At 40.7% G+C, this 22,098-nt stretch carries 22 protein-coding genes and 2 pseudogenes; 2 read left to right on the forward strand and 22 right to left on the reverse strand.

Features of this window, described 5'->3' with window-relative positions:
• Positions 1–114: 114 nt before the first annotated feature.
• The 5 genes from D0463_RS04630 to D0463_RS04655 all read right to left on the reverse strand — a co-directional run bounded on the left by D0463_RS04630 (position 115) and on the right by D0463_RS04655 (position 3,881).
• Positions 115–783 (reverse strand): YitT family protein, encoded by a 669-nt coding sequence (locus tag D0463_RS04630; RefSeq protein ID WP_117305633.1) that lies wholly within the window; start codon positions 781–783, stop codon positions 115–117.
• Positions 784–1,159: 376 nt separating this feature from the next.
• On the reverse strand, positions 1,160–1,567 hold the full coding sequence (locus tag D0463_RS04635; protein ID WP_117305635.1) for a hypothetical protein: 408 nt from the start codon (positions 1,565–1,567) through the stop codon (positions 1,160–1,162).
• Positions 1,568–1,702: 135 nt separating this feature from the next.
• The gene (locus D0463_RS04640) at positions 1,703–2,032 is read right to left on the reverse strand and encodes a hypothetical protein (protein ID WP_117305637.1); all 330 of its coding nucleotides are present in this window, start codon (positions 2,030–2,032) and stop codon (positions 1,703–1,705) included.
• Between the two features lie 238 nt (positions 2,033–2,270).
• Entirely contained in the window at positions 2,271–2,948 is a 678-nt protein-coding gene (locus D0463_RS04645) for a DUF975 family protein (protein ID WP_117305639.1), read from the reverse strand.
• 639 nt (positions 2,949–3,587) lie between these two features.
• Positions 3,588–3,881, reverse strand: a complete 294-nt coding sequence (locus D0463_RS04655; protein WP_216824883.1) for a hypothetical protein — start codon at positions 3,879–3,881, stop codon at positions 3,588–3,590.
• A 100-nt stretch (positions 3,882–3,981) separates the two neighbouring features.
• Here D0463_RS04655 and D0463_RS04660 point away from each other — a divergent pair, with 100 nt between their 5' ends.
• Positions 3,982–4,485, forward strand: coding sequence for a hypothetical protein (locus D0463_RS04660; protein WP_117305641.1), 504 nt, complete (start codon positions 3,982–3,984; stop codon positions 4,483–4,485).
• A 105-nt stretch (positions 4,486–4,590) separates the two neighbouring features.
• On the opposite strand, the gene D0463_RS04665 is transcribed toward D0463_RS04660, so the two are convergent.
• The 4 genes from D0463_RS04665 to D0463_RS04680 all read right to left on the reverse strand — a co-directional run bounded on the left by D0463_RS04665 (position 4,591) and on the right by D0463_RS04680 (position 8,536).
• Positions 4,591–5,640 carry an alpha/beta fold hydrolase gene (locus tag D0463_RS04665; RefSeq protein WP_117305643.1) on the reverse strand — a complete coding sequence of 350 codons (1,050 nt, stop codon included), beginning with the start codon at positions 5,638–5,640 and terminating at the stop codon, positions 4,591–4,593.
• Positions 5,633–6,070 (reverse strand): hypothetical protein, encoded by a 438-nt coding sequence (locus D0463_RS04670; RefSeq protein WP_117305645.1) that lies wholly within the window; start codon positions 6,068–6,070, stop codon positions 5,633–5,635. The genes D0463_RS04665 and D0463_RS04670 overlap by 8 nt, the downstream gene beginning before the upstream one ends.
• Positions 6,071–6,149: 79 nt before the next feature.
• A complete protein-coding gene (locus D0463_RS04675) occupies positions 6,150–7,520 on the reverse strand; it encodes a cytochrome P450 (RefSeq protein ID WP_254052710.1) in 1,371 nt (456 codons plus the stop codon).
• A 413-nt stretch (positions 7,521–7,933) separates the two neighbouring features.
• A complete protein-coding gene (locus D0463_RS04680; RefSeq protein WP_117305647.1) occupies positions 7,934–8,536 on the reverse strand; it encodes a vWA domain-containing protein in 603 nt (200 codons plus the stop codon).
• Positions 8,537–8,636: 100 nt separating this feature from the next.
• Between D0463_RS04680 and D0463_RS04685 the strand changes: the two genes are divergently transcribed.
• Entirely contained in the window at positions 8,637–9,137 is a 501-nt protein-coding gene (locus D0463_RS04685) for a hypothetical protein (RefSeq protein ID WP_117305649.1), read from the forward strand.
• A gap of 166 nt (positions 9,138–9,303) precedes the next feature.
• Here D0463_RS04685 and D0463_RS04690 read toward each other — a convergent pair whose 3' ends face one another.
• The 13 genes and pseudogenes from D0463_RS04690 to D0463_RS04750 all read right to left on the reverse strand — a co-directional run bounded on the left by D0463_RS04690 (position 9,304) and on the right by D0463_RS04750 (position 21,739).
• The gene (locus D0463_RS04690) at positions 9,304–9,975 is read right to left on the reverse strand and encodes a transaldolase family protein (RefSeq protein WP_117305652.1); all 672 of its coding nucleotides are present in this window, start codon (positions 9,973–9,975) and stop codon (positions 9,304–9,306) included.
• 95 nt (positions 9,976–10,070) lie between these two features.
• On the reverse strand, positions 10,071–10,445 hold the full coding sequence (locus D0463_RS04695; RefSeq protein ID WP_254052711.1) for a PTS glucitol/sorbitol transporter subunit IIA: 375 nt from the start codon (positions 10,443–10,445) through the stop codon (positions 10,071–10,073).
• Positions 10,446–10,537: 92 nt separating this feature from the next.
• On the reverse strand, positions 10,538–11,548 hold the full coding sequence (gene srlE, locus D0463_RS04700; RefSeq protein WP_117305654.1) for a PTS glucitol/sorbitol transporter subunit IIB: 1,011 nt from the start codon (positions 11,546–11,548) through the stop codon (positions 10,538–10,540).
• 21 nt (positions 11,549–11,569) lie between these two features.
• On the reverse strand, positions 11,570–12,121 hold the full coding sequence (gene srlA / locus D0463_RS04705; RefSeq protein WP_117305657.1) for a PTS glucitol/sorbitol transporter subunit IIC: 552 nt from the start codon (positions 12,119–12,121) through the stop codon (positions 11,570–11,572).
• Between the two features lie 16 nt (positions 12,122–12,137).
• Entirely contained in the window at positions 12,138–12,587 is a 450-nt protein-coding gene (locus D0463_RS04710) for a transcriptional regulator GutM (RefSeq protein WP_174234293.1), read from the reverse strand.
• 27 nt (positions 12,588–12,614) lie between these two features.
• Positions 12,615–14,537 (reverse strand): BglG family transcription antiterminator, encoded by a 1,923-nt coding sequence (locus tag D0463_RS04715; protein WP_117305659.1) that lies wholly within the window; start codon positions 14,535–14,537, stop codon positions 12,615–12,617.
• Between the two features lie 140 nt (positions 14,538–14,677).
• A complete protein-coding gene (locus tag D0463_RS04720) occupies positions 14,678–15,478 on the reverse strand; it encodes an SDR family oxidoreductase (RefSeq protein WP_117305662.1) in 801 nt (266 codons plus the stop codon).
• Between the two features lie 249 nt (positions 15,479–15,727).
• Positions 15,728–15,880, reverse strand: a pseudogene (locus D0463_RS20355) (NUDIX hydrolase); the annotation flags it as partial.
• A 135-nt stretch (positions 15,881–16,015) separates the two neighbouring features.
• Positions 16,016–16,800, reverse strand: a pseudogene (locus D0463_RS04730) (SDR family oxidoreductase).
• Positions 16,801–16,958: 158 nt separating this feature from the next.
• Entirely contained in the window at positions 16,959–18,179 is a 1,221-nt protein-coding gene (locus D0463_RS04735) for an L-lactate MFS transporter (protein WP_117305667.1), read from the reverse strand.
• 155 nt (positions 18,180–18,334) lie between these two features.
• The gene (locus D0463_RS04740; protein ID WP_117305669.1) at positions 18,335–18,760 is read right to left on the reverse strand and encodes an ASCH domain-containing protein; all 426 of its coding nucleotides are present in this window, start codon (positions 18,758–18,760) and stop codon (positions 18,335–18,337) included.
• A gap of 254 nt (positions 18,761–19,014) precedes the next feature.
• On the reverse strand, positions 19,015–20,484 hold the full coding sequence (locus tag D0463_RS04745) for a protein adenylyltransferase SelO (protein WP_117305686.1): 1,470 nt from the start codon (positions 20,482–20,484) through the stop codon (positions 19,015–19,017).
• Positions 20,485–20,953: 469 nt separating this feature from the next.
• Positions 20,954–21,739, reverse strand: a complete 786-nt coding sequence (locus D0463_RS04750; RefSeq protein ID WP_117305672.1) for an SDR family oxidoreductase — start codon at positions 21,737–21,739, stop codon at positions 20,954–20,956.
• Positions 21,740–22,098 lie beyond the last annotated feature (359 nt).

The raw sequence follows: 22,098 nt of genomic DNA on the forward strand, positions 1-22,098 counted from the left end.
GAAATAGCAAGCAAACAAAGGATGCTAGTACAAGACTTGTGCCACTCCTACTTTATGCGAAAACAATCATATAGTGGGCCTAAAATTCTGCCCGAATGGCAAATGGAAGGACAACTACTTTTTCCGCCATTCCAATTCCTGAAAGAAGGAAAATTCAATTTTATAAGTATTCACGAAGTCAATGATCCTTGTTGATAAAAATTGACAGGTCACTGCATATAGAACGATCCTCATATCAATGATGATAGCGGTTAAAATGAATATAGAAATGTTCATCCAGAACATCGCTTTACCAGCACTCCATTTCTTATACATGGCAAGCACGAGTGCAAATACAACCATACCTCCACTGGATGAACCATATCTTATTAAGATTCCCACACCGACCCCGTAGAATAACGAACCGCAAAGAATATCGAATCCTATGTTCCATTCGGGTATATACCAAAACATCGTGACCCAATTTACTGTAAAGGACGCAACGGATACCGAATAGATTGTCCTGATCATCCATTCGTAGCCAAAATAGGTAAGCGCCAATGTAAGGGAGGTTAAATTTGCAAACCATAAACAAACTCCAATTGATATAGGCAGGAAGTGATTTAAAATGATGGCAATTCCGGCAGCCCCTCCGGAAGGAATGGCATTTGGAAATAAAAATAAGGCCATTCCCACCCCTTGAATAATAGCCCCGATGGTTAAATAAACATAGGTTATGATTTGCCAATATAAAATTGCTCCTAAAGACCGATTACGTTTTTTTCTCAATCTTAACAATGCCATCATTGCCCCCATTCACCCAGCGGGCTTTTTTACCCCTTGTCCATTTTATGATGAGGGCAGGCAAAATATGTTGATGTGGAAACCATCTATATATATTAGACAACAAGCAATTGAACATTTCAGGGTGTCAATATAAAAAGCCGCCTGAATCGGCAGCTAGGTTTTTCACTAAGGATCAGTTAGTTAAATACACTGTGCTATTAGTTCCATTATATTGACTCGTTCAATGAAACTTCCTTTCGAATAATAAAGCCGTCTGCAATCAAGTGACATAATTCTTTATAATTTTGCGACGCTAAACTCTTCAGTGAATAAAAATTCCATGTTTAATCAATTTTCACATAGCCTGGGTGGCATCTACCAATCTACTTGTAACTTATGTGAGTAAATCAGCAACTTTAAAAATAAAATATGGTAGGGTATTACCTTGCTTTTTCCTAATTGTTTTAAAACCATATTCCTTATAAAAACTATTAGAATTTTCAGTTGCTTCTAGTCCAATCAACAAGCAACCTGTTATCTCGGCAACATCCTTTACTTTCTCAAATACCTGCGATAAAAGATAATCACTATATTTTATCCCTTTATTAGAAAAATATTGCCCTTGAAAAGTTGTATCAATAGCAAACTTATGAAGTCGTATCGCGGGATATATATCGGTAGCTTCCGATCGATATAACTTAATCCCCTTAAATTTGAAGCTTTTTTTCTGACCATTACTAATTAGAATTTCTTCATTGTATAAAGAAAAGAACCCTATTACTTTGTCTTTTTTACCATTCAAAGTATATGGGTCCGTACAAGTTGATTATGATGATGGGATCGTGCCTCTTCTTGAAGAAAAAAGTTAATATTCTCGTGGTCTTTACGGAGAAGTTCTTGGTTTGCGTCATAATTAGTTAAGAAGCAGGAGAATTGATTAATGATTCCTTGATCTACGTGAGTAATTGGCAGCAACTCCATATTTACCATCCCTTAATATCTTAACTTTCGATTTTAGCCTAATTCTTCCGCTGCCTAATGCCCCCTTTAACACCACTGTTTGAGGAATCGCATTCGCACTTGGGGTATTATTTGTTGTTTCTTGATCATTGGCATTCTGCATGATAGCTTTTGCTATACGCATTACATCTTTCGCTTTCTTTACGCCATCGGATGGTGTGCTCGGTCCTAAAGCCCAATTAAGAAACTGTTGTTTTTGTTCTTCTTCACTAAAATGAATAACGGTTTGTTTTCGTTTTAGGCTCATACCTTCACCTCCTATACGTAATTTTACAATTTTATTTGACTTTTATCAAAAAGTGCAGTTATGGTCTTTTTCAATAAGGCAGTCCATCCCTACCCCAAATTACGGTGGTTAGTTTCCTTAGCTTCTCTTCATTAACCACATAAAACGGCCAACCAGAAATATCTGGTTGGCCGTTCATTATCACTTCAAACCTGAAGCAATTTTGTTTTTGTTTCAAAAAGTCATGAACCGCTACATATTAAATGACTGGTTCTTCTTCTTCAAAACTATTCTGTTTATTGATCAGTTTATCATAAAATACAGCCATGGAAGTTGTCATATAAGGAACGAGCCACAATAGCCCGATTCCTAGTGTGATCATACTAAGAATTCCCCATCCAATGAAGCTTAAGTACATTAGGAAGTATTTCCCTTTGTAGCCCTTCATTCTTTTCTTACTCTCCGTTATCGCTTCAAGTGCGGAATATTCCGGATGGTCTTTCATCAAGAAAAATGCTTGGGAATAGGATATCGATTTTATAATACCTGGGACAATCAATAATAAAGACCATAATATTACAAAAATACCTACTAAAAGAGACGTTCCAATTACTTTAAAATAAGTCCCTGCCTTTTTAAAGATGGCAAACACTTGTGGAATCTGCGCGTTTTCCTGTCTTGATAGATTAAGATAAAACCAATAAGTCGCGATTGATAATGGTATGAGGGCAAGCGAGATAAGTAAATTAATTAAATCGGCTGCTATTGGTATTTCTTCTTGATATAACCAGTTTGTAAAACCGCCGCTTAAGCTGACTTCAACGATCAAGGTCAAAACTGTTGTGATGAAGAACACTAAAAAGGTAAGCAAAACTGCTTTTCCCCATTGTCCTTTTAAAGATGTTAAAGCATGTTTCTTAATTTCTGAAATAGTCATAATTTCCTCCTTTGTTTGGTTAAATTGTACCATGAAGTGTTTTTTATGTCATATTATGTTAGATTTTGTCGTTTGTTTGCAGAAAGCAATTATCACTAGCTTTTGCTTAGTCTTAGTGGGGACATGTTGTTGTGTAAGTTGGTAAGTTATGTATGCTGTAATTATCATTATGTCAGAGGAAGCAGATAAATTCCGAATAACTATGGAGGAAATCTTCAGCATTTGCTAATACGTTATCTGAAAGAGAGATTAATTACAGGGAACGAGGATTGAATTTAGTTTGTTTTCCAAGATCTTGTTTCATATGTGGCCTCTCTTAAAAGGCTTGCCCAAGGCTAGATCATTGATAAAACCTTCATTTTTACTGCCTCCAATCTATGAAAATTTACTTTTCGTATATAGTGTCCCTTTAGAAAAGTATTATGAGACTAGGCAGAATTGATTTATAAGGATGGAAAATATAAGCGATAAACATTACTTAAAAGGTATTTTGGGTGGCAATGGACTTTAATAATACACTATCCTCCACGGCTTTCTAACAGAATTCAAATCTCACATACATTAGAGGAAAAGTAAATAACACGGGCATTACAAAATGCCTGTGTTATTTTTTAAGAGGCTTGGTTTATCGGGCTTTCTTCAACCATTCAACCAATTCCATATTTTCTGTCCATATATGCAAATGCTGCTCTGCATAAATAATCGCCTCAGATTCGTCTCCTTATCCGTCAGCCTTGCATGTTTTGCATCAATGCCATTCCATAATACTTCATACTGGTTATCAAAAAGGACTGTTGTAAGCACCGTTTCTCCTTCCAACCGGCATTGTTTTTCAATTAGAGAATTAAACCCGCCAATGGTATCACTTTCAAGCCCTGCCATAGACCCGCTCCTATCGAGCAGGAAAATTATTTCTGTGAAATTCGTGTTCATGTCTATCATCCTCTCAAAATTATTAATCATGATATAATAATAGCTAGGATCATCCATGATTTGGTCGCCTGTGAAGCGACATTTTGGGGAGGCATACGATATGCTCAATGAAAAAATACTTAGAGAAATGCAGGAGTATGTAGACAGTTACATAAACGAAGATTTTACATTAGTTGTTAGTCCGGAATCCTATAAGATGGAGGAAATCCATCAGGACATACATAATCTTGAGTTAGAGGATTTTATTAAAACCAATCGCAAACCATCTCTTAAAGAGGTATTGTTTAGCTTTATCGATCAAACAGGCGCCAGTGATCCAGAAATCTACAATAAAGTAGGGATTGACCGTAAACTTTTTTCAAAAATACGAACCAATCCAAACTACCGACCCGGTAAAAATACCATTATCGCTCTTGCCTTAGCTTTGGAGCTAAATATAGAAGAAGCCGACACTCTCTTGAGCTCGGCGGGTTACTCATTGTCGGACAGTGATACTTACGACTTGGTCATTCAGTTCTGTTTAGAGAAAAAAATTTATACTATCCATGATGTCAATCAAGCATTGGACTATTTCAGTCTGAAGCCTTTGATTGGATCACTTTAATAATAAACCGAATGCTCTGCTTGTACAGAAAATGCCTGAAATGAAAGTACGGTCCACCAGAGATGTATCGCAGATGGACCGAGCCTGTGTTAGATTATACTGGAGTTAGCTCCTTTCTGGCCCCGACCTTTCTGGAAGCCATTCGGCAAGATAATCTGGTAAACGGGGAGTAATGTTGATTGTCGTATGCCCTCCCCTTAGCACCCTATATGTTTTGTCCTCGCTTGAAACAATCTTCATCATGGGCTTAATCATCTTTTCAGGGATTAACATGTCATCCTCGCCTGCCACAACAAGCAAATTAGCTTGAATATTTCTTAATAAGGCTTTTTTCTTGTTTATCGTAAGTTTCCCTTTGATAAATTTATTTTCTCTGAGCAGATCATTCACTATTTGTTTCATCGCAGCTCCACTAAAGGGCACATGGTCCTTGGACCACTCATTAAAACGGCGCCACTTTGCGACATATTGCGGGTCATCTGCTTTGCTTAAGAGGGAAAGATAGCTGGAGAAGTGAAGAGGGGAACCTGCTAAGTTAATTCCTCCATTCACAAGGAAACCGGGTACAATTTGGATGGTATCGAGGACTTTGTCAAAATTGACATCGCCTTTCCGGATAGCATTCGTCCACAGATCAAATTCCGGTAAATGACTGAAATCAATTGGCGGGGTAGAAAGGATCAGGTTTTTAATCGGTTCATCCGCGATCGTTGCATACATCGCAGCCAATGTCCCCCCCAGACATAATCCGAATACGGATATTTCTTTGGACCCAGAGTGCCGCAATGCCCTCCTTACACCGGTTTGGATATATTCCACGATATATTCTTCCATGCTGATGTCTCCATCTTCATAACCGGGCGCACCAAAATCCAATAAATACACTTCAAAACCTTCCGTGACAAAATGCTCAATAAAGCTGTTGCCCGGACCAAGGTCAAGAATTACTGGCTTATTGATAAGTGAGTAGATAATAAACACCGGAACACTAAACTTTTTTTCTTCAGGCGGGTAATACCATAATGACGCTTTGTTCTTCTTCCAGACAGCTTGTCGTTTGGTTACTCCCATTTCAGGTAGAGGGCCTTTAATCGCCTTTAATGCCAGTTCCAGTTTAGATACGTGTTCTTTACTATCCTTATTCCGTTTATTCATGGAGTGATTTCGTTCCTTGGATGAGGGAATCTTTCAAGAGCTTTTTAATTATGTTTCGTTTGTCAGATTGTTTATCTCTTTTAGCACTCTGCCACATGCTATCACTCGATTGCCCTGCGTGACTGTCAGTTGTAGCCTCTGATAATAATTCCTCGATATGGTCGATTTTATTCTCCAGCTGAACCTGCATCTTTGCCACATTGGCAATATCTCTTTTGGTAGGGAAGTTTCCAAAAGCTGATAGTGTTTCCATTGACTCCTGGAGGTGTTGAACGATTTTGGCAAAAATATGTGATTCCATACCTGCCAGTTTGATGATTCTTTTATCATTCAGTAAATCCTTGATCTTTCTATTTAATTCTTTTTCCTTCTGGGCTCCCATCACTTTAAGAGCCTCATAAAAATCATCTGTTTTATTCTTTTTCCCCATATTTACTCTCCTTTCTACTATCGTTTTGTTTACCTGAGGGAGGATTCAAGCCGTCCCCATTTATAATACCTGTCTAATCTTAAGCAATAGCAGGTTTATTTCTTTCTTCGAGTACCATTCGTAATCCGCCCCTGGGCCTGAGAGTAATAGATGGATAAGGGATAACCGGACGATGGTCCGGGGCAAGCTTTACCCTGAAACGCCTGGAGATAGTGGCGAGGACAAGCACCGCTTCCATCATCGCAAAATGATTGCCGATGCAGACCCTTGGACCGCCTCCAAAAGGAAAGTAAGCGTAAGCGGGTATTGTTTTCACAAAATTGTTTTCGAACCTTTCAGGGCGAAAGGCTTTTGGCTCAGGGAAATACTCCGGCTTATGGTGCATCACATATTGGGACACCATAACTGTGTCACCTTTTTTAAAATGGCATCCCCGAATTTCAACTTCCTCATCGACTTCACGCCCTGTTACAAAGGCAGGCGGATAGATCCTCATCGACTCCCAGATAATATTTTGGGTGTATGGCAATTTCATAAAGTCCTCTGGAACCGGATTACGGCTGCCAACCACACGATCAATCTCCGCAAAAAGTTTCATTTCGACTTCAGGGTGCTGCGAAAGCAAGTACAGGGTCCAGGATAAAGCATTGGCCGTGGTTTCATGTCCTGCGAGAAAGATCGTCATCAGCTCATCGCGCACTTGAGTGTCTGTCATGCCTACCCCATCCTCATCATCGCGTGCGTCCATTAAAATGCCCAGCATGTCCTCATGCTTCTCATGATCCTGCCTTCTTTTTTCGATAATGTTATAGAGTACTACATTAAGCTTATCCATCGCCTTTTTATATTCAAGGTTACTTTTAGTCGGAATCCATAAAGGGATTTTTATTAATGTCCTCATCCTCTTAATGGCCATTCTCATAGCCATTTCGATTGGCTCCCCAAGGATGCTGTATCCATCCTTAAAATCCAAGCTGAACATCGTTTTGGATATGATCCCGAGTGTGATATCCATCATATCCTGTGTAATACTCCGCTCTTGCCCGTCTTCCCATTTGGATAAATAGTCAGTGGTAATATCAATCATATCCCGGCCATAGTTGCTGATATGCGACCTTTTAAATGCAGGCTGAATCAGCCTTCTCTGACGCATATGGGTCTCTTTCTCACTTGTCAGCAGACCTTCCCCAACAATGGTTTTCAGGGCATGGAAGTCTTTTGATTTCACAAAATACTTTTGTTTTGTGACAAGCACCTGCTTGATCATGTCAGGATCCGATATCAGGTACACCTTCTGGAAAGGTCCCAACCGGATTTTTGCGACTTCTCCATAGCGCGAAGCCTTTATCAAAAAACCAAGCGGATCTTCCTGGAATTCGTTTAAGTGTCCGGTAATCAGCTTCCCCTTTGGGACGCTTGGAACTTTATTTGTGATATCTGATTCATTCAAATATGCATTGCCTCCTTCATTTTTATATTTCCTCAAACCATGGTATGACAATTAGGTGGATTGGCTTGTACTATAGCTGAAAGCTAATAAATTTCATGAACCTTCCAGTGAGGGGGATACAGAAGTCTCATTTCCCAACACAAAAAAGCTTGTAGATTTGGTCCTTGATGCAGGAGTTTTTCTACAAGCTAGGGCTACTCACAATAACTGTGAGTAACTTTAATTCTGCTATGAAATTAATTTGCCAAAGACTATTATAGTCTGCATCATCGTAAGTGGATTGAGTAAATAATCTTGCATTATCATTTATGATACGGTTCACCGTATCACAAGATTGGTTTACATTTTAATGTCCTAAATATTAGTCATTGAGCACCACTTTAGCCACGGCTTCCCAATGGCTCGAGTAGAGTTCACTCATATTTATTATTGTCATTCTGTCTTCTTTCCGCCAATTCTTCTTCCACCTTGATATACATACTTTCCACACCAGCACTTGATGCTTCAAAGTTATAGGCGTCATCCTCACTAATCCCAATACTATCCGCTTCTTTTGAAGCATCAATGTTTGCCCCAATAAAAATAAACTCCCAATTATATTTTTCTTTCTGGTGTTGAATCATCTCTTTTACTTTTTCATAGGTAAATTCACGGCTCGAATTTTCCATGCCGTCCGTTGTAATGACCAATATAACCTTGCCGGGTTTTCGTTCCTCGCTGGTCTTCGACAACCTGTACCCCACATCCAAAATGGTCTTCCCCACTGCGTCCAGCAATGCCGTAGACCCTCTTACAAAATAATCCTTATCCGTCAGCCTTGCATGGCTTGCATCAATGCCATTCCATAACACTTCATACTGATCATCAAACAGGACGGTTGTGAGCATCGTTTCCCCTTCCAGCCGGCATTGTTTTTCAATTAGAGAATTAAACCCGCCAATGGTATCACTTTCAAGCCCTGCCATAGACCCGCTCCTATCGAGCAGGAAAATTATTTCTGTTAAATTCGTGTTCATGTCTATCATCCTCTCAAAATTATTAATCATGATATAATATTAGCTGAGTTTATCCATGATTTGGTCGCCTGGTAAGCGACATTTTTGGGAGGCACACGATATGCTCGATGAAAAGATATTTATAGAAATGCAGGAGTATGTACAAAGTCACTTAGACAGATTGGAATTCGTTTTGTCTGAAGCAATTAGCATAGAGAGTGAGATTATCCTTGATGATAAACATCAGAATGAATTAGAGGATTTTATAAAAACCAATCGCAAACCATTATTCAATCAGGTATTGTTTAGCTTTATCGAAAAAACAGGGGCCAGTGACCCAGAAATCTACAATAAAGCTGGAATTGACCGTAAACTTTTTTCGAAAATACGCAATTCAAACTACAGACCAGGGAAAAATACCGTTATTGCTCTTGCCTTAGCCCTCGAGCTAAATATAGAAGAAACTGATTCGCTTTTGAGTTCGGCTGGTTACTCCTTGTCAGACAGTGACACTTACGATTTGGTCCTTCAGTTCTGTTTAGAGAAAAAAATTTATACTATCCATGATGTCAATCAAGCATTGGACTATTTCAGTTTAAAACCCTTGATTGGATCACTTTAATAAAAATAAAAAAACTGAGTGCAGTTTAGTTTAAGTGAAAGCCCTCGCGATATATCGATCATAAAACAATCAGACTTAAATGAAACCAGACGCATTCACTGTTAAGGAAATGCGTCTGATTGCGTAAGGTTATCTATGTTTTTTATAAGAGTATCCGATTCCCTTTTTAAGAATGAATTAGATTCATCCCATAACTCTTCTGCCATTCCTCTTTAAAAACAGCCACATCCGCTGCAGTAGCAGGGAAAGCAATAAACTTCTCAATCAGATCAGGACCCACCGTTACGCTTTGTGCTCCTGCCAGACATACATTAAGTACTTGCTGAATATTTTTAAAACTGGCTGCCACCATTTCTGTTGATAACCCATTGGTTGAAAATAGCTGGACAATTTCTTCTACAACTTTTCTCCCGTCGCCGGTTAGATTATCGATCCGGTTGACATATGGAGCCACATATTTTGCACCTGCCAATGCTGCCATTAATGCTTGAAAAGAAGTGTAGATGGTGGTCGCAAGTGTAGGAACATTTTCCTCAGACAACCGTCTAATTGCTTTGAGGCCTTCCTCTGTCACTGGAATCTTTACAACAGTATTGCCTGGAAGCTCTCGCGAAATGTATTTCGCTTCTTGGACGATTTCTTCAGCGGTATCCCCGAGCAACTGAACAAATAATTCTTTCTCTTCACCGATCACTTCTCTAATTTCTTGAAGCACATCTAAGAAAGGGCGCTTTTCTTTTACAAGAATAGAAGGATTCGTGGTAACTCCGGCTACTGGAAAATACTCATTTATATGACGAATTTGATTTAGGTTTGCAGAATCAATATAAAGTCTCACTTATTTTCCTCCTTAAAAATTAGAGGCATAATCTTATTAGATTACGCCTCTTTTGTTCTATCGTTAGCAGAGGTTAATAGCTTGCCTTAAAATAGCTAACTTACAATCTTTAGTTCGGTGTTCAATTCAATAGCAGGTATTTCGTTATTTTCTAAGTACAACGTACCAGGTAATTCTGGAGTTGTTGCTCCATCAAAACGTAAGGTAATATGACCAAGAGTCGTAAGATTGCGTTGAACGAGATTGCCAACAGCAGTAATTTCAAATTCTTTATTGTCGATTAAAAGCTTTTGCCCTACTTGGATTTCTCCGTTGGCATCCACAACATCAATATTGTAGCAAAAATCCTTTAGATCCTGAGGAGCCTCAGTACCAAACAAGATAAACATTTTTTCTTCCAAGAATGCATTAGCCATTGGACCAATATTTTTTACTTTGTTTTCATAAATTGTTTTCATAATTAATGGCATTAATCATAAAGTTATGCCCTCACGCCTCCTTTTAAGCTGCAATAATGCTTGAAGTAACTTTAGATTTAATTGACAACCCTGAAAATATTTTCTTATTCGTATAAACCGAAGCTGGCCAGCCAGGCTACGAATACCCTTGGAACTCCAATCAAGAACCGTGAGTAAAGAACAGAAGGTACACCCACTTCAACTGTTTCAGGTTCTGCATCAGCAAGACCTAAACCTACAGGGATAAAGTCACAGGCATTTTGTGTATTGATTGCGAACAAAGCAGGCAAAGCCAAGCTTGGCGGAATATTTCCCTTCCCTATTTCTACCCCGATTAAAGTACCAATAACCTGTGCAATGACTGCCCCTGGTCCAAGTAATGGAGAAAGGAATGGTAATGAACATATGAAGCCGATTAGCAGTAATCCCCAAATGTTTCCTGCAAGGGGAGCCATTACATTTGCGAATACATCGCCGATCCCGGATCCTTGGATGATACCAATCAATAAGGATACAAAAGCCATGAATGGAATAATGGTATTGATCATCGTTTGTATTGCGTCACGTGCTGCTTGATAGAAAGTACTCATGACTTTCCCTGCACCAAGTCCAAATTTTGTTACGATGCTTTTATTCTTTTTGGCAGCCAATGTTTGTGAAATTTTCTTATCCGTACTGTATTTATATTCTTTTTCAGACTCAGGAAGCTTTTCAGCTGCCGCTGCCTCTTGTGGTTCTAAGTCTTGGACATGTATCTGATTAACGTCTACAGCCGATACATAAATGTCTTCAGTGATGAATTTAGCTAACGGGCCCGTTTTACCTGTAGGCATAATATTAATGGTTGGTATATTTTTTTGCGGATAAATTCCACAGCGCAATGTGCCCCCGCAATCAATGATCGCAACCATGATCTCCTCATCTGGGACCGATGTTTGGAAACCGTTGACCGGCTCGGCTCCTGTTAATTCTGCAATTTTATCAACGATGTCCGGTTTTGAACCGCCACCCGTAATATATACAATTTTATTCTTTTGAGCAGTTGGAGTAATCGTCAACGGACCCCCGAATCCGCCGCTTCCTTTCACTACCTTGATTGAACGATAATCAGCCATCTCGTAACCCTCCTCTAAATCCTAGTGATTTAATTTAACTTCTGTTTTTAATGTAATTCCTTGTTGTTTCTCAACCATTTTGGTTGTAAAGTCAGTAATCCAGCCTGCAAAGAAGTTCATGACTAACCCGACTAGAAGATAACGGACAGCCAATTCTGCTGTACTAAAACCAAGCGTCTCAATCCCTGCTGCAATACCAAGGAAGATAAACAATTCACCTGGGTTGATATGCGGGAATAATCCATTGCTTGTATGACAGAAATAAGCACCTGAAGCATAGTAACTTGGCTTGTACTTCTCTGGCAGGAAACGTCCTAATGACAAAGCCATCGGGTTACCCAGCATAAACGATCCAACAAACGGTAGAACCATATATCTTAATAACGGGTTTTTGGCTGATGCTTTCGCCAATTTGTTGATCCGTTCTTCCCCAATCATTTGAATCAAGGTATTCATTGCAACGATTAGCATTAAAACAACCGGTACGATTCCTGTCATCCATGAAATAAATACATCTGCGCCTGTTTGAAACAATTTCATAAATCCTTCAGCAAATACAATCAAGAAATCCATAGATTTTCACCTCTTATTATTTTTTTATGGTAACTGCACGTTCCGCTTTTAACATCATGTTCTTGAAAAGACTATTCTTTTCCGGAATGACTCCTCCGCTCATGATGGTCTTATAATTGTGTACAGCATCCAGAATGGCTGACCTCAAAAGCGTGTTGCAATGTACCATATCTTCTTCTTTTAGGGTTCTAATATTTTTATCCTCAAAGCCCGGCAAATCTTTAACAGCTGCCAAGACTGTAACCCCTTGCATTTTTTTCGCCTTCAAGATCTTCCCGCTATTGGATACCGCGAAAAGAACGATCGTTCCAGAACGGATTTTTCCAGGCTTCTTGCCTATGGCTACTTTGCCTATTCTGCGCATTTCTGCATACGCTTTCGAAAAGTGCTGAATTTGAAGGAAACCCAGCCCCATTTGAATAAGGAATGCCACTGCTATGGCAATCATGATTACGATAATATTCATTGTTTCACTTCCCTTCGATTCATGTTTTTATGACCTGCTGGCATGCTCAAGGTGTTTGGCGAGTTCTTCATAGCTTTTTGAACTGGACAATTGGTCTACCAATTCTTGATTAGCCGCTATTTTAATAATTTCGTCGTAAATTTTCACTAAAAGACTGGCATCATAATCTGTTTGTTTCGGTATCCCCAGCAGAAAGACCAATTTAATTTCTTTCCCCTCCGTTTCTACCTTTTCAGGAAAAACCCCTACTGCCAGTTCAATTTTATTGGTAGCCGTATTCGTGGTATGCGGCAGGGCGATGTAACGGTCGAAAACCATTGAACCCTTTGCCGCTCTTTCTAGCAGCCTTTCTTTAAACCCATCATCAAGGAACCCTTTACTCCCTAGATCATCGATCATTCCTTTAACATTTTCTCGATAACTCTTGCTGCTATCCAATCGGAAGAACTTTTGATTGTTAGTCAGCAATTTCACGATCGAATTATGATTGCCAGTCTCCCTGAGCTTGAATTTTTGTAGGTAGGTCACCTTTTCAATTTGCTTTGAAACGATACTTTCATCGAAAATCTCATTAATCATGAGAATGGGTGTATCAGATTCAAATCCGAGTTTTACAGTTGTGAAGACAATATCATAAGATTTCAATAATTCTTTTGTCACTTCTGCATCCGAATAAAGGTCAATTTGTGTAGTTTGATTTAATACGCGCTGGATTTGCATGGCCACTAACTTAGCTGTCCCTCTTCCTGTTCCGCATATTACCGCAACCTGCTGTAAGCGTTTTGTTTTGACCTCGTTCTGAGCGATAAAAACCCCAAAGTAAAAGGCAATATACCCTAGCTCATCATCGGAAGCAGTTAAACCATATTCATTCTCAATAACCTGGCCGGCAATTTCGGCCATTTTAAATGCGACAGGATATTTTGCCTTTACATCATTAAGCAAAGGGTTTTTCATCCTGATCCCAAACATTAATCGATTGAGCATAAACGTTAAGTGATATTGCAGGTCCTGAAAAAACAATTCATTTTCGCAAATGATATCCTTATCAAAACCAAGCTGTTCCATTATCTGTTCTAAGAGATGTTTCACATCCTCGGTGACCGTGCTGCTGGAAATGCTGCGGTTATTGGTTGGCGTCCTTCTGCCTGCAATTGGCAATGTGATAAACAAAATTTCCGATTCTGGTAATATAAGAGGGAGTTTATTTTCAATGGCAGTCTTGATTTCCAAAGCAATCTGATAATCTTTCGATCCCAATAGCTTATTATGTTTTTCATCCATCTTCTCCAGGCCATGATCCTTTAACAAGCGGTCAAGCATCACAATTACCGATTGCATAAGCCTGTTTTGGGTAGAAACTTCAAAATTTTGCTGATTGGCTATCTTCAGAATTTCATCTTTAATATCCTCATCCAATGGATAATCGCCATATATAAAGTCATAGACATTATCAAGGATAAAAAAGCGCACATCTAACTCACTTCCACTTAAATACATCCCGCTATTTTGTTTTCCGCGAATGGATAGATTATAAGATTCTAACGCTACTGCAGCCTTCTTTAATTCGGTTACCAGAGTGGATCTGCCAACATTTATGGCAAAAGCCAATTCATCGAGAGTATTTGTTTCATCACTGTTTATTAAACGGTCAATGATAAAAGCAAGCCTGCGTTGTGGTGAATCCTGAAGATTTTTTTCTGATTCAATTTTCCCGACCCATTCCTCAAACAATGGCTCATCGATAATGGTAAAACTGTATCCTTTAGCTCTTTCATTCTCGAGTACAGCTATCCCTTCAAGATCATTATTTAATTGTTTTATATAATTCCGTATCGTCCGCGAGCTCACTCCGACAGCGTCTGCAAGATCATCTAATGGGCAATACGTTTTTTTCCTGACTAATTCAACTATTTTAACGACTCGACCATCCATCATTAGTTCAGACATGTTTTCACCACCTATCTCTTTTCAACGGATGAAATAATTATATAGGAATAATTAATAATTTCCTTTATAATTTTTCCATGTCTTCCTGCCTTATCTACTACATTTAAATGATGTTAAATTAATTTGAATAGATTTAAAGATTAACCACGGGATTTACCACCCGAGATATTTACAGTTGTACCTGTAATATAACTGGAGCGATCCGAAGCAAGGTAAGCAACTAGTTCGCCCACTTCCTGTAATTGCCCTTCTCGTCCCAGTGGAATGGATTTGCTATAATCCGTATTTAACCCTTCAACCGTAACTCCGCGTGTATAAGCCAGCGCTTCTTCGTAAGCAGCGGTTCTTAATCCTGTTGTTTCCAAAATACCCGGTGCCACTGCTATAACGCGAATGTTATATTTCCCTAATTCCTTTGCCCATGCACGAGTAAATGAAATAACAGCACCCTTTGTTGCGGAATAACAGCTTTGGCCAGCAGAACCTTCCTGACCAGCTTCTGAAGCAATGTTAATGATCACACCTTTGTGCTGTTTGACCATTTCTTTCGCAGAGGCCTGGGCACAAAGATAAGGGCCTTTTTGATTAACAGCCACCATAAAATCAAAGTCTTTTTCACTGAGCTCATACTCCGGCCGTTCACCTACGACATCCACTAATAGTCGTGGCAGGTTAACACCCGCATTATTGACCAAGATATCCACAGAGCCAAACAAACTTACCGTTTCCGCTACCATCCTTTCGACACTTTCTTTTTTTGTGACGTCACACTTTATGAAATAGGAACCGTCTTCCCGTCGTCCTTCCTCGCCATTTATATCAGAAACTACTACTTTGGCACCGTTTTTGACCAATTGTTTAGAAATCTCTAATCCAATACCTGAGGCACCACCGGTGACAACCGCCACCTTCCCTTCTAAATCCAGCCAGGAATCACTCATACCAATCTCCTCCTAAAAACGTTCTTTGTAAAGCGTTTTCATGCTTTTAGTATAAAAGTATTATAAGGGTAGATTAATACGCTTATTTTCACACAATGGTGAAAACGATTACACTAATGTAGGATTCAAGTAAAGAGGAGGTTGGATTATTTTTTTGCCTAATCCCCAACAAATGTTAGAAAACAAATAAGCTACCCATACTTTGTGAGTAACTTTGATACGCTGCCATGAAATTAATTTGCAAAATGATGATAATTTTTGAATAGAAGGAATATCTGCAGGTACCCAATCTAAAGAAACTAAATGTTCGGCTGGCAACCATTTAATCGCTATATGTTCTTTCAAAACCGGATACCCTTGGATTAGCTTACAATGAAATGTAGTCAAATGAACATCACCAAAGCCATGAAAGAATTGTGTTGACTCAAAAACGCGCGCCAATTGGATATCGGCGCGCGTTAACTGTATAGCTTTAAATTGTCTATTAGACGGGGACATCTCCTGCTTTTTGTTCTAGTTATCTCCAAAACGAGAATATCAGATCTCCATCTCCCACCGATCCTTTTCGGTTTTCTTCAGCTGTTTTTCCGTTTCCTCTGGGTAAACGGTACGGAATTTATGATGATCAGCCGGGATGATTTCAATCATCTTTTCAATCATGTCTTCCGGATCGAACTGATTCTTCAATGCCTCTTCCTGCTTTAACATAGGTTCTTTCCGTGTGAAGTGTTTTTCTTCATCGTACCATTTCCATTTTTCCTCTGCACTTCGGTCGTTGAAGCCCGTTTTGTATGCGCCCGGATTAATGGTTGCGACTTTCACGTCGAACTCTTCAAGCTCCGTTTTCATAGTTTGCGCAATCCCCTCAATCGCGTGCTTTGTTGCCGTATACGGACCGACATATGGCGTCGCCGAAATACCTGCCATTGAACTCATGAACACAATCTTCCCGCTTCTTTTCTCTACCAGTTTCCTTGCGGCGATCTGTACGGTTTCCAGCGTTGCGAATACATTGACTTCAAATAGCGCACGGAATCGGTCCATTGGCACTTCCCCGAGCGGTCCGCCTTCATTGATGGCAGCATTGGCCACAAACACATCAAAGTCATACTTTGCAATCTGCTCCCGGTCCCGTTTGTTAGTAATATCGAGCTTGAATACCTCCAATTCCAGGCCTAGTTCACCGCTTCCCGAATAAGATCGGTTTTCTGAGAAGTTAGTTCTGTAGTTGCAATCACACGGTGTCCTTTCTTTGCGAGACCGAGTGCGGCACCTCTTCCAAGCCCACTGCCCGCACCCGTAATGAAAATTGTTTTCGCCATTTAGTATTCCTCCTAACAAAATGCCTATCAGTTTCTCTTCCCGTCTGCTAATGATATAAAACCAATCAAGGTAACCAGAAGGTGAAAAAGCCTTCCAACAACGATTGAAAGGCTCAAGGAAGATTATATTTCGTATATCAGCGATATTGGCACTCAGTCTAATGTTGTGGAATCTGGCGGTCCCTGTTTCCTTCACCATCAGGTGGTTTATTAGCTGGTGCCTTTATTTTTATAGCGATGAATAATGAGATCACGCATAAAACGGCAATGAGTGTAAAGGTTGGCTTGAAGCCGCCAAGTGCTGTAGCGATAAAGGATCCGGACAAGGCCCCGAGCCCAAAACCTTGGTAAATCACCCCATAATTTTGTCCCTGATTTTTCAATCCGAAGAAGTCAGCGACAATGGCTGGGAATACGGTAATATTGCCGCCAAAACAGAAGGCGATGCCTGCCACGCAAGCAAAGAATAAGGCGTAATTCAGTTCTGCAAATCCTAATAAAGTCACGGCTATAGCTGTCACTAATAATGCACCGGCCACGACTTTTAGACGGCCGACTCTATCTGATAAGGCGCCGAGAACGATCCTCCCGGTTGTATTGAAAATGGCGACGAGCGCCACCGCATTTGCTGCAGTTGCCACGTCCAATCCAGCCAAGCTGACACCAATATCTTTCACGATACTTATTAGGTATAGGCCGCTCATGCAGGCAGTAAATAAAATGACAAATAATAGGTAGGCTTCCTTTGTCCTCAGCATTTCTTTAACGGTATAATCCTTGCTTTGCACTCCATTCAGGGTTTGTGCTCCGGTGCTTATCTTCGCCTCCCGCACAAGGAACGAACCGCCAACGATCATCACCATGACAATCAATCCCCAATAGAAAAATGCTTGGGAAACACCTACAGAGTTAATAAGCCCACCGTTAATGTATTTGAATACCAAGCTTCCTGTACCATAGGCGCCAACCGAGATTCCGGAAATAAGCCCTTTTTTCTCGGGAAACCACTTAATAAGATTGGATAAAGAAGTAATGTAGGCAGTACCATCGGCAAAACCGACGACAACACCCGCCAAAAGGTAGAGCATCCATAAAGACGAAATCTGAGAGCTGAGCATTAACCCTACTCCCAACAAGATACCAGCATAACGAATTAGACGGGGAAGCCCCCATTTATCCTGCAGTTTTCCGGCAAACAGCGTCGAAATGGCCAATGCAAGACTTGTAGTGGAGAATGTGATCGCAACCGCGCTCAATTCCCAGCCAAACCGTTCCACTAACGGCTGATTGAATAAACTCCAGGTGTAGATCGTACCTAACCCCATCTGCACAATTACGGTTCCAAGCACAATCAGCCATTTCCAATTGTCTGCTTTCATTAGGTCTCCTCTTTTCTTTCTGTTTATTATCTAAGGTGTCACAAAAGAGGATATATAGTAGTGTTGGTATGAATTACCGGACATTTTTCGTTGTAATCAAAAATTTCACCCATTGGCATTGGCTACCTCTTGAAGAGCCTGCCGCAAAAAAATGGTTATAAAACATACTCCCATAACCCAAGCTTTCCTTTCGCCGGAATGAATTCATCCAACATCTGCATGTCCGTCACTTCCCAAGCATAACCTCCAACTGGAAAGTCACCTAAAAAATAGTCATTGCCTGATACGATCCGTCCATCCTCCAGAACTGCCCATGTCTCGTTGTTTTCCGTCACCCTCAAACATTTTTCCAGGTTGCATACTGCTATGATCATACCATTAGGAAGATTCTCATTCGTATACCCATGCTTACCAAGCAACGACTGAATAGCGATATGGCTGCTGACAGCCTTATCTATTTTTTTACTTGTGTGAATAGCCAGGGGTCCACGATAATTTGTTTTCCATGACCTTGTTTCATATTTGGCCTCTCCTAAAACAAAAAGGCTTGCCCAAGGCTGGATCATCGATAAAACTTTCATTTTCACTGCCTCCAACCTATGAAAGTTTACTTTTGGTATATAGTGTCCCTTTAGAAAAATATTTATAATGACAAGCGTCTAAAATGATAGGAACTAATCATGGAGAAATAAGCCAGAAATGATTCAAATGTATTAGTAGAGGACAGTTTTTTAGATATAAAAAATGCCCCAAAAGTTCTTACTTTTGGGGCATTACTAATAGGAAACCATGACAAGGCGGCCAATTGGTTTAGGAAAACAAATAGAATCATCTCTCACGTCCCGCAAAAGGTTCGGTAAGGACCGGCTGAGGGCTCAGGCAGTGTAGCGTATTCCTCCTGCTCGGGAGAATGCGCGTAAGGCTTTGAAAGAACATCAAGAAGCTTTTCCATCACGCTGTAATCTCCTTGTTCCTCTGCCGCTTTCAGTGCTTCTTCTACCCGGTGGTTCCGGGGGATTACCGCAGGATTGCTGTTCCGCATTAACTTCTGCGAGGCTTCTTTTGTTTCCTCCTGCCTGCCTAATCTAGCTTGCCACTCATCATCCCACTTGTTAAATTCCTCGCTTCTGAACAGGTCCGTCCCCTCTGTTTGGCCAAAGGTCAATGCGCGGAAGGTATTGGTATAATCGGCCCGGTGCTCCTTCATCAAATCCAGAAGGTCTTTAATAAGGGATTCATCCTGAGTCTCTTCATTGAACAATCCCAGTTTAGCCCTCATGCCCGCAAGCCAATTTTGCTGATACAGCTTTGGATATTCTGAAATCGGCTCCTGGGCCAGCTTGAGAGCCGCTTCCTGATCTTCATGCAGCAGCGGCAATAGCGATTCAGCAAACCGCGCGAGATTCCAACCGCCAATCCCAGGCTGATTGCCATAGGCATAGCGGCCTTGCGTGTCAATCGAACTGAATACTGTAGCCGGATCGTATCCATCCATAAAGGCGCAAGGACCATAATCGATCGTTTCTCCGCTAATCGTCATGTTGTCGGTATTCATCACCCCGTGGATAAAGCCAACGAGCTGCCACTTTGCAATCAGTGCTGCCTGGCGCTTGATCACTTCCTTAAGCAGTGAAAGATAGCGGTTTTCATCCGCTTCAATATCAGGGTAATGGCGCTTTATGGCATAATCGGCCAGCGTTTTAAGTTCCTCAACCGTGCATCCAGCTACAGCATATTGAAAGGTGCCAACCCGCAGATGACTCGCAGCGACACGTGTCAGGATGGCGCCAGGCAGGTGGGTTTCCCGGATTACTGCCTCACCAGTGGTCACCACCGCCAGGCTTCGGGTGGTAGGTATGCCAAGCGCATGCATCGCCTCACTGATGATATATTCGCGAAGCATCGGGCCAAGTGCCGCCCGGCCATCGCCTCCGCGGGAATATGGCGTCCGTCCTGGACCCTTGAGCTGAATATCAAACCGTTCACCATCGGGAGTAATTTGTTCACCGAGCAATATCGCCCGGCCATCACCTAACATAGTAAAATTCGCGAATTGGTGGCCCGCATAAGCCTGGGCAAGCGGGGAAGCATCTTCAGGAATCTTGTTGCCAGCAAACACCAATAGGCCATCTTCACCTTGTAAAGCCTCAGCATTCAGTCCCAATGAAATCGCGAGTGGTTCATTAAGAATGACCAGCTTCGGGAACTCTGCTGGATCCGGAGAATGGCTTGTATAAAAAGTATTGGGCAGACGGGTATAACTGTTGTCAAAGTTCCATCCTGTTTGTTTTATTTCTTTTGTCATCATATCTCCTTTTCCCTTTTTGACTTTCTGTATCCTAATTTTATATTTGCTTAAAACAAAGTTCATAAGCATTCTTTATAATATTTTAGTTATCCCTTATGCATAGCAGCATAAGGCAGCCCTCTATAATGTCTGTTTCTTCCCATTTATTATACCCTTTCCATCCAAAAACGACGCCATTTAAATGTTTGTAAATAAAGAAAAGCAGGAAACCTTGATAGTTCCTGCTTCATGTATACTTGACTGTATTACAGCCCTTATCTAGAGGCTTAGCTATATCAATCATTCATTCCACTTGTAAAGTTGGCTGAAAAACGCGTGCCAATTGAAAATCGACACGCGTTAAATGGATAGCTTTATATTGTTTATTTCACGAGAACCGTAACAAGTAGGAATTGTCCCATAAAAGTGAAACCATTTATGGGTGACATCTCCTGCTTTTTATCTATTTAGCTTCAAAACGAGAATATCAGATTTCCATGTCCCAGCGATCCTGTTCGGTTTTCTTTAGTTGTTTTTCCGTTTCCTCTGGGTAAACGGTACGGAATTTATGATGATCAGCTGGGATGATCTCAATCATCTTTTCAATCATGTCTTCCGGATCGAACTGATTTTTCAATCCCTCTTCTTGCTTTAACATAGCCTCTTTCCGTGTGAAGTGTTTTTCTTCATCGTACCATTTCCATTTTTCCTCTGCACTTCGATCATTGAAGCCCGTTTCGAATGCGCCTGGGTTAATTGTTGCGACTTTCACTCCGAACTCTTCAAGCTCCGCTTTCAAGGTTTGCGCAATTCCCTCGATAGCGTGCTTTGTTGCAGTATACGGACCGACATATGGTGTCGCCGAAATACCTGCCATTGAACTCATGAACACAATCTTCCCGTTTCCCTTCTTCACTAGACTCCTTGCAGCAATCTGTACAGTTTCAAGCGTTGCGAATACATTCACTTCAAATAGCGCACGGAATCGGTCCATTGGCACTTCCCCGAGTGGCCCGCCTTCATTGATTGCGGCATTGGCCACAAACACGTCAAAATCATACTTTTCAATCTGCTCCCGATCCCGTTGGTTCGTAATATCGAGCTTGAATACCTCTATGTCCAAGCCCTGTTCACGTGCTTCCCGAATAAGATCGGTTTTCTGAGAAGTTAGTTCTGTCGTTGCAATGACACGGTATCCTTTCTTTGCAAGACCGAGTGAGGCGCCTCTTCCAAGCCCACTGCCTGCACCCGTAATAAAAATTGTTTTCGTCATTTAGTATTCCTCCTGTCAAGTGCCCTGTCATTCCCTCTTCCCATCCGCTAATAAAATAAAACCTTTCAAGCTGCAACCCATCTCATAGTGTGTAATGAGTTTACACTCGATTTATTAAGTTTTATCATTACCTTTTTAAAAAAGATTCTATCTTCTACCAAGAAAGCACCCGTTTCTGTAAATAGATCCCTCAAGTGAATCCAATACTTCTAATTGTGCCTTCCACTAGAAGATATTCATCCCGTAGCAGCTCATTTTTATTTAATCCATAGGCTCTGTTAAATTCCATTGTTGATTTTTAAATGGTCATGGAATCTACTCGCTTTCCGCGGACGAACTGGCAAGCCTCCTCACTCGTA

The organism is Bacillus sp. V59.32b (assembly GCF_003429085.1).
GTDB lineage: Bacteria > Bacillota > Bacilli > Bacillales > DSM-1321 > Peribacillus.

Coding starts and splice junctions, on each gene's coding strand:
- D0463_RS04630 (WP_117305633.1), bottom strand. CDS start 783: ATGGCATTGTTAAGATTGAGAAAAAAACGTAATCGGTCTTTAGGAGCA.
- D0463_RS04640 (WP_117305637.1), bottom strand. CDS start 2,032: ATGAGCCTAAAACGAAAACAAACCGTTATTCATTTTAGTGAAGAAGAA.
- D0463_RS04645 (WP_117305639.1), bottom strand. CDS start 2,948: ATGACTATTTCAGAAATTAAGAAACATGCTTTAACATCTTTAAAAGGA.
- D0463_RS04655 (WP_216824883.1), bottom strand. CDS start 3,881: ATGAACACGAATTTCACAGAAATAATTTTCCTGCTCGATAGGAGCGGG.
- D0463_RS04660 (WP_117305641.1), top strand. CDS start 3,982: ATGCTCAATGAAAAAATACTTAGAGAAATGCAGGAGTATGTAGACAGT.
- D0463_RS04665 (WP_117305643.1), bottom strand. CDS start 5,640: ATGAATAAACGGAATAAGGATAGTAAAGAACACGTATCTAAACTGGAA.
- D0463_RS04670 (WP_117305645.1), bottom strand. CDS start 6,070: ATGGGGAAAAAGAATAAAACAGATGATTTTTATGAGGCTCTTAAAGTG.
- D0463_RS04680 (WP_117305647.1), bottom strand. CDS start 8,536: ATGAACACGAATTTAACAGAAATAATTTTCCTGCTCGATAGGAGCGGG.
- D0463_RS04685 (WP_117305649.1), top strand. CDS start 8,637: ATGCTCGATGAAAAGATATTTATAGAAATGCAGGAGTATGTACAAAGT.
- D0463_RS04695 (WP_254052711.1), bottom strand. CDS start 10,445: ATGCCATTAATTATGAAAACAATTTATGAAAACAAAGTAAAAAATATT.
- srlE (WP_117305654.1), bottom strand. CDS start 11,548: ATGGCTGATTATCGTTCAATCAAGGTAGTGAAAGGAAGCGGCGGATTC.
- srlA (WP_117305657.1), bottom strand. CDS start 12,121: ATGGATTTCTTGATTGTATTTGCTGAAGGATTTATGAAATTGTTTCAA.
- D0463_RS04710 (WP_174234293.1), bottom strand. CDS start 12,587: ATGAATATTATCGTAATCATGATTGCCATAGCAGTGGCATTCCTTATT.
- D0463_RS04715 (WP_117305659.1), bottom strand. CDS start 14,537: ATGTCTGAACTAATGATGGATGGTCGAGTCGTTAAAATAGTTGAATTA.
- D0463_RS04720 (WP_117305662.1), bottom strand. CDS start 15,478: ATGAGTGATTCCTGGCTGGATTTAGAAGGGAAGGTGGCGGTTGTCACC.
- D0463_RS04735 (WP_117305667.1), bottom strand. CDS start 18,179: ATGAAAGCAGACAATTGGAAATGGCTGATTGTGCTTGGAACCGTAATT.
- D0463_RS04740 (WP_117305669.1), bottom strand. CDS start 18,760: ATGAAAGTTTTATCGATGATCCAGCCTTGGGCAAGCCTTTTTGTTTTA.
- D0463_RS04745 (WP_117305686.1), bottom strand. CDS start 20,484: ATGACAAAAGAAATAAAACAAACAGGATGGAACTTTGACAACAGTTAT.
- D0463_RS04750 (WP_117305672.1), bottom strand. CDS start 21,739: ATGACGAAAACAATTTTTATTACGGGTGCAGGCAGTGGGCTTGGAAGA.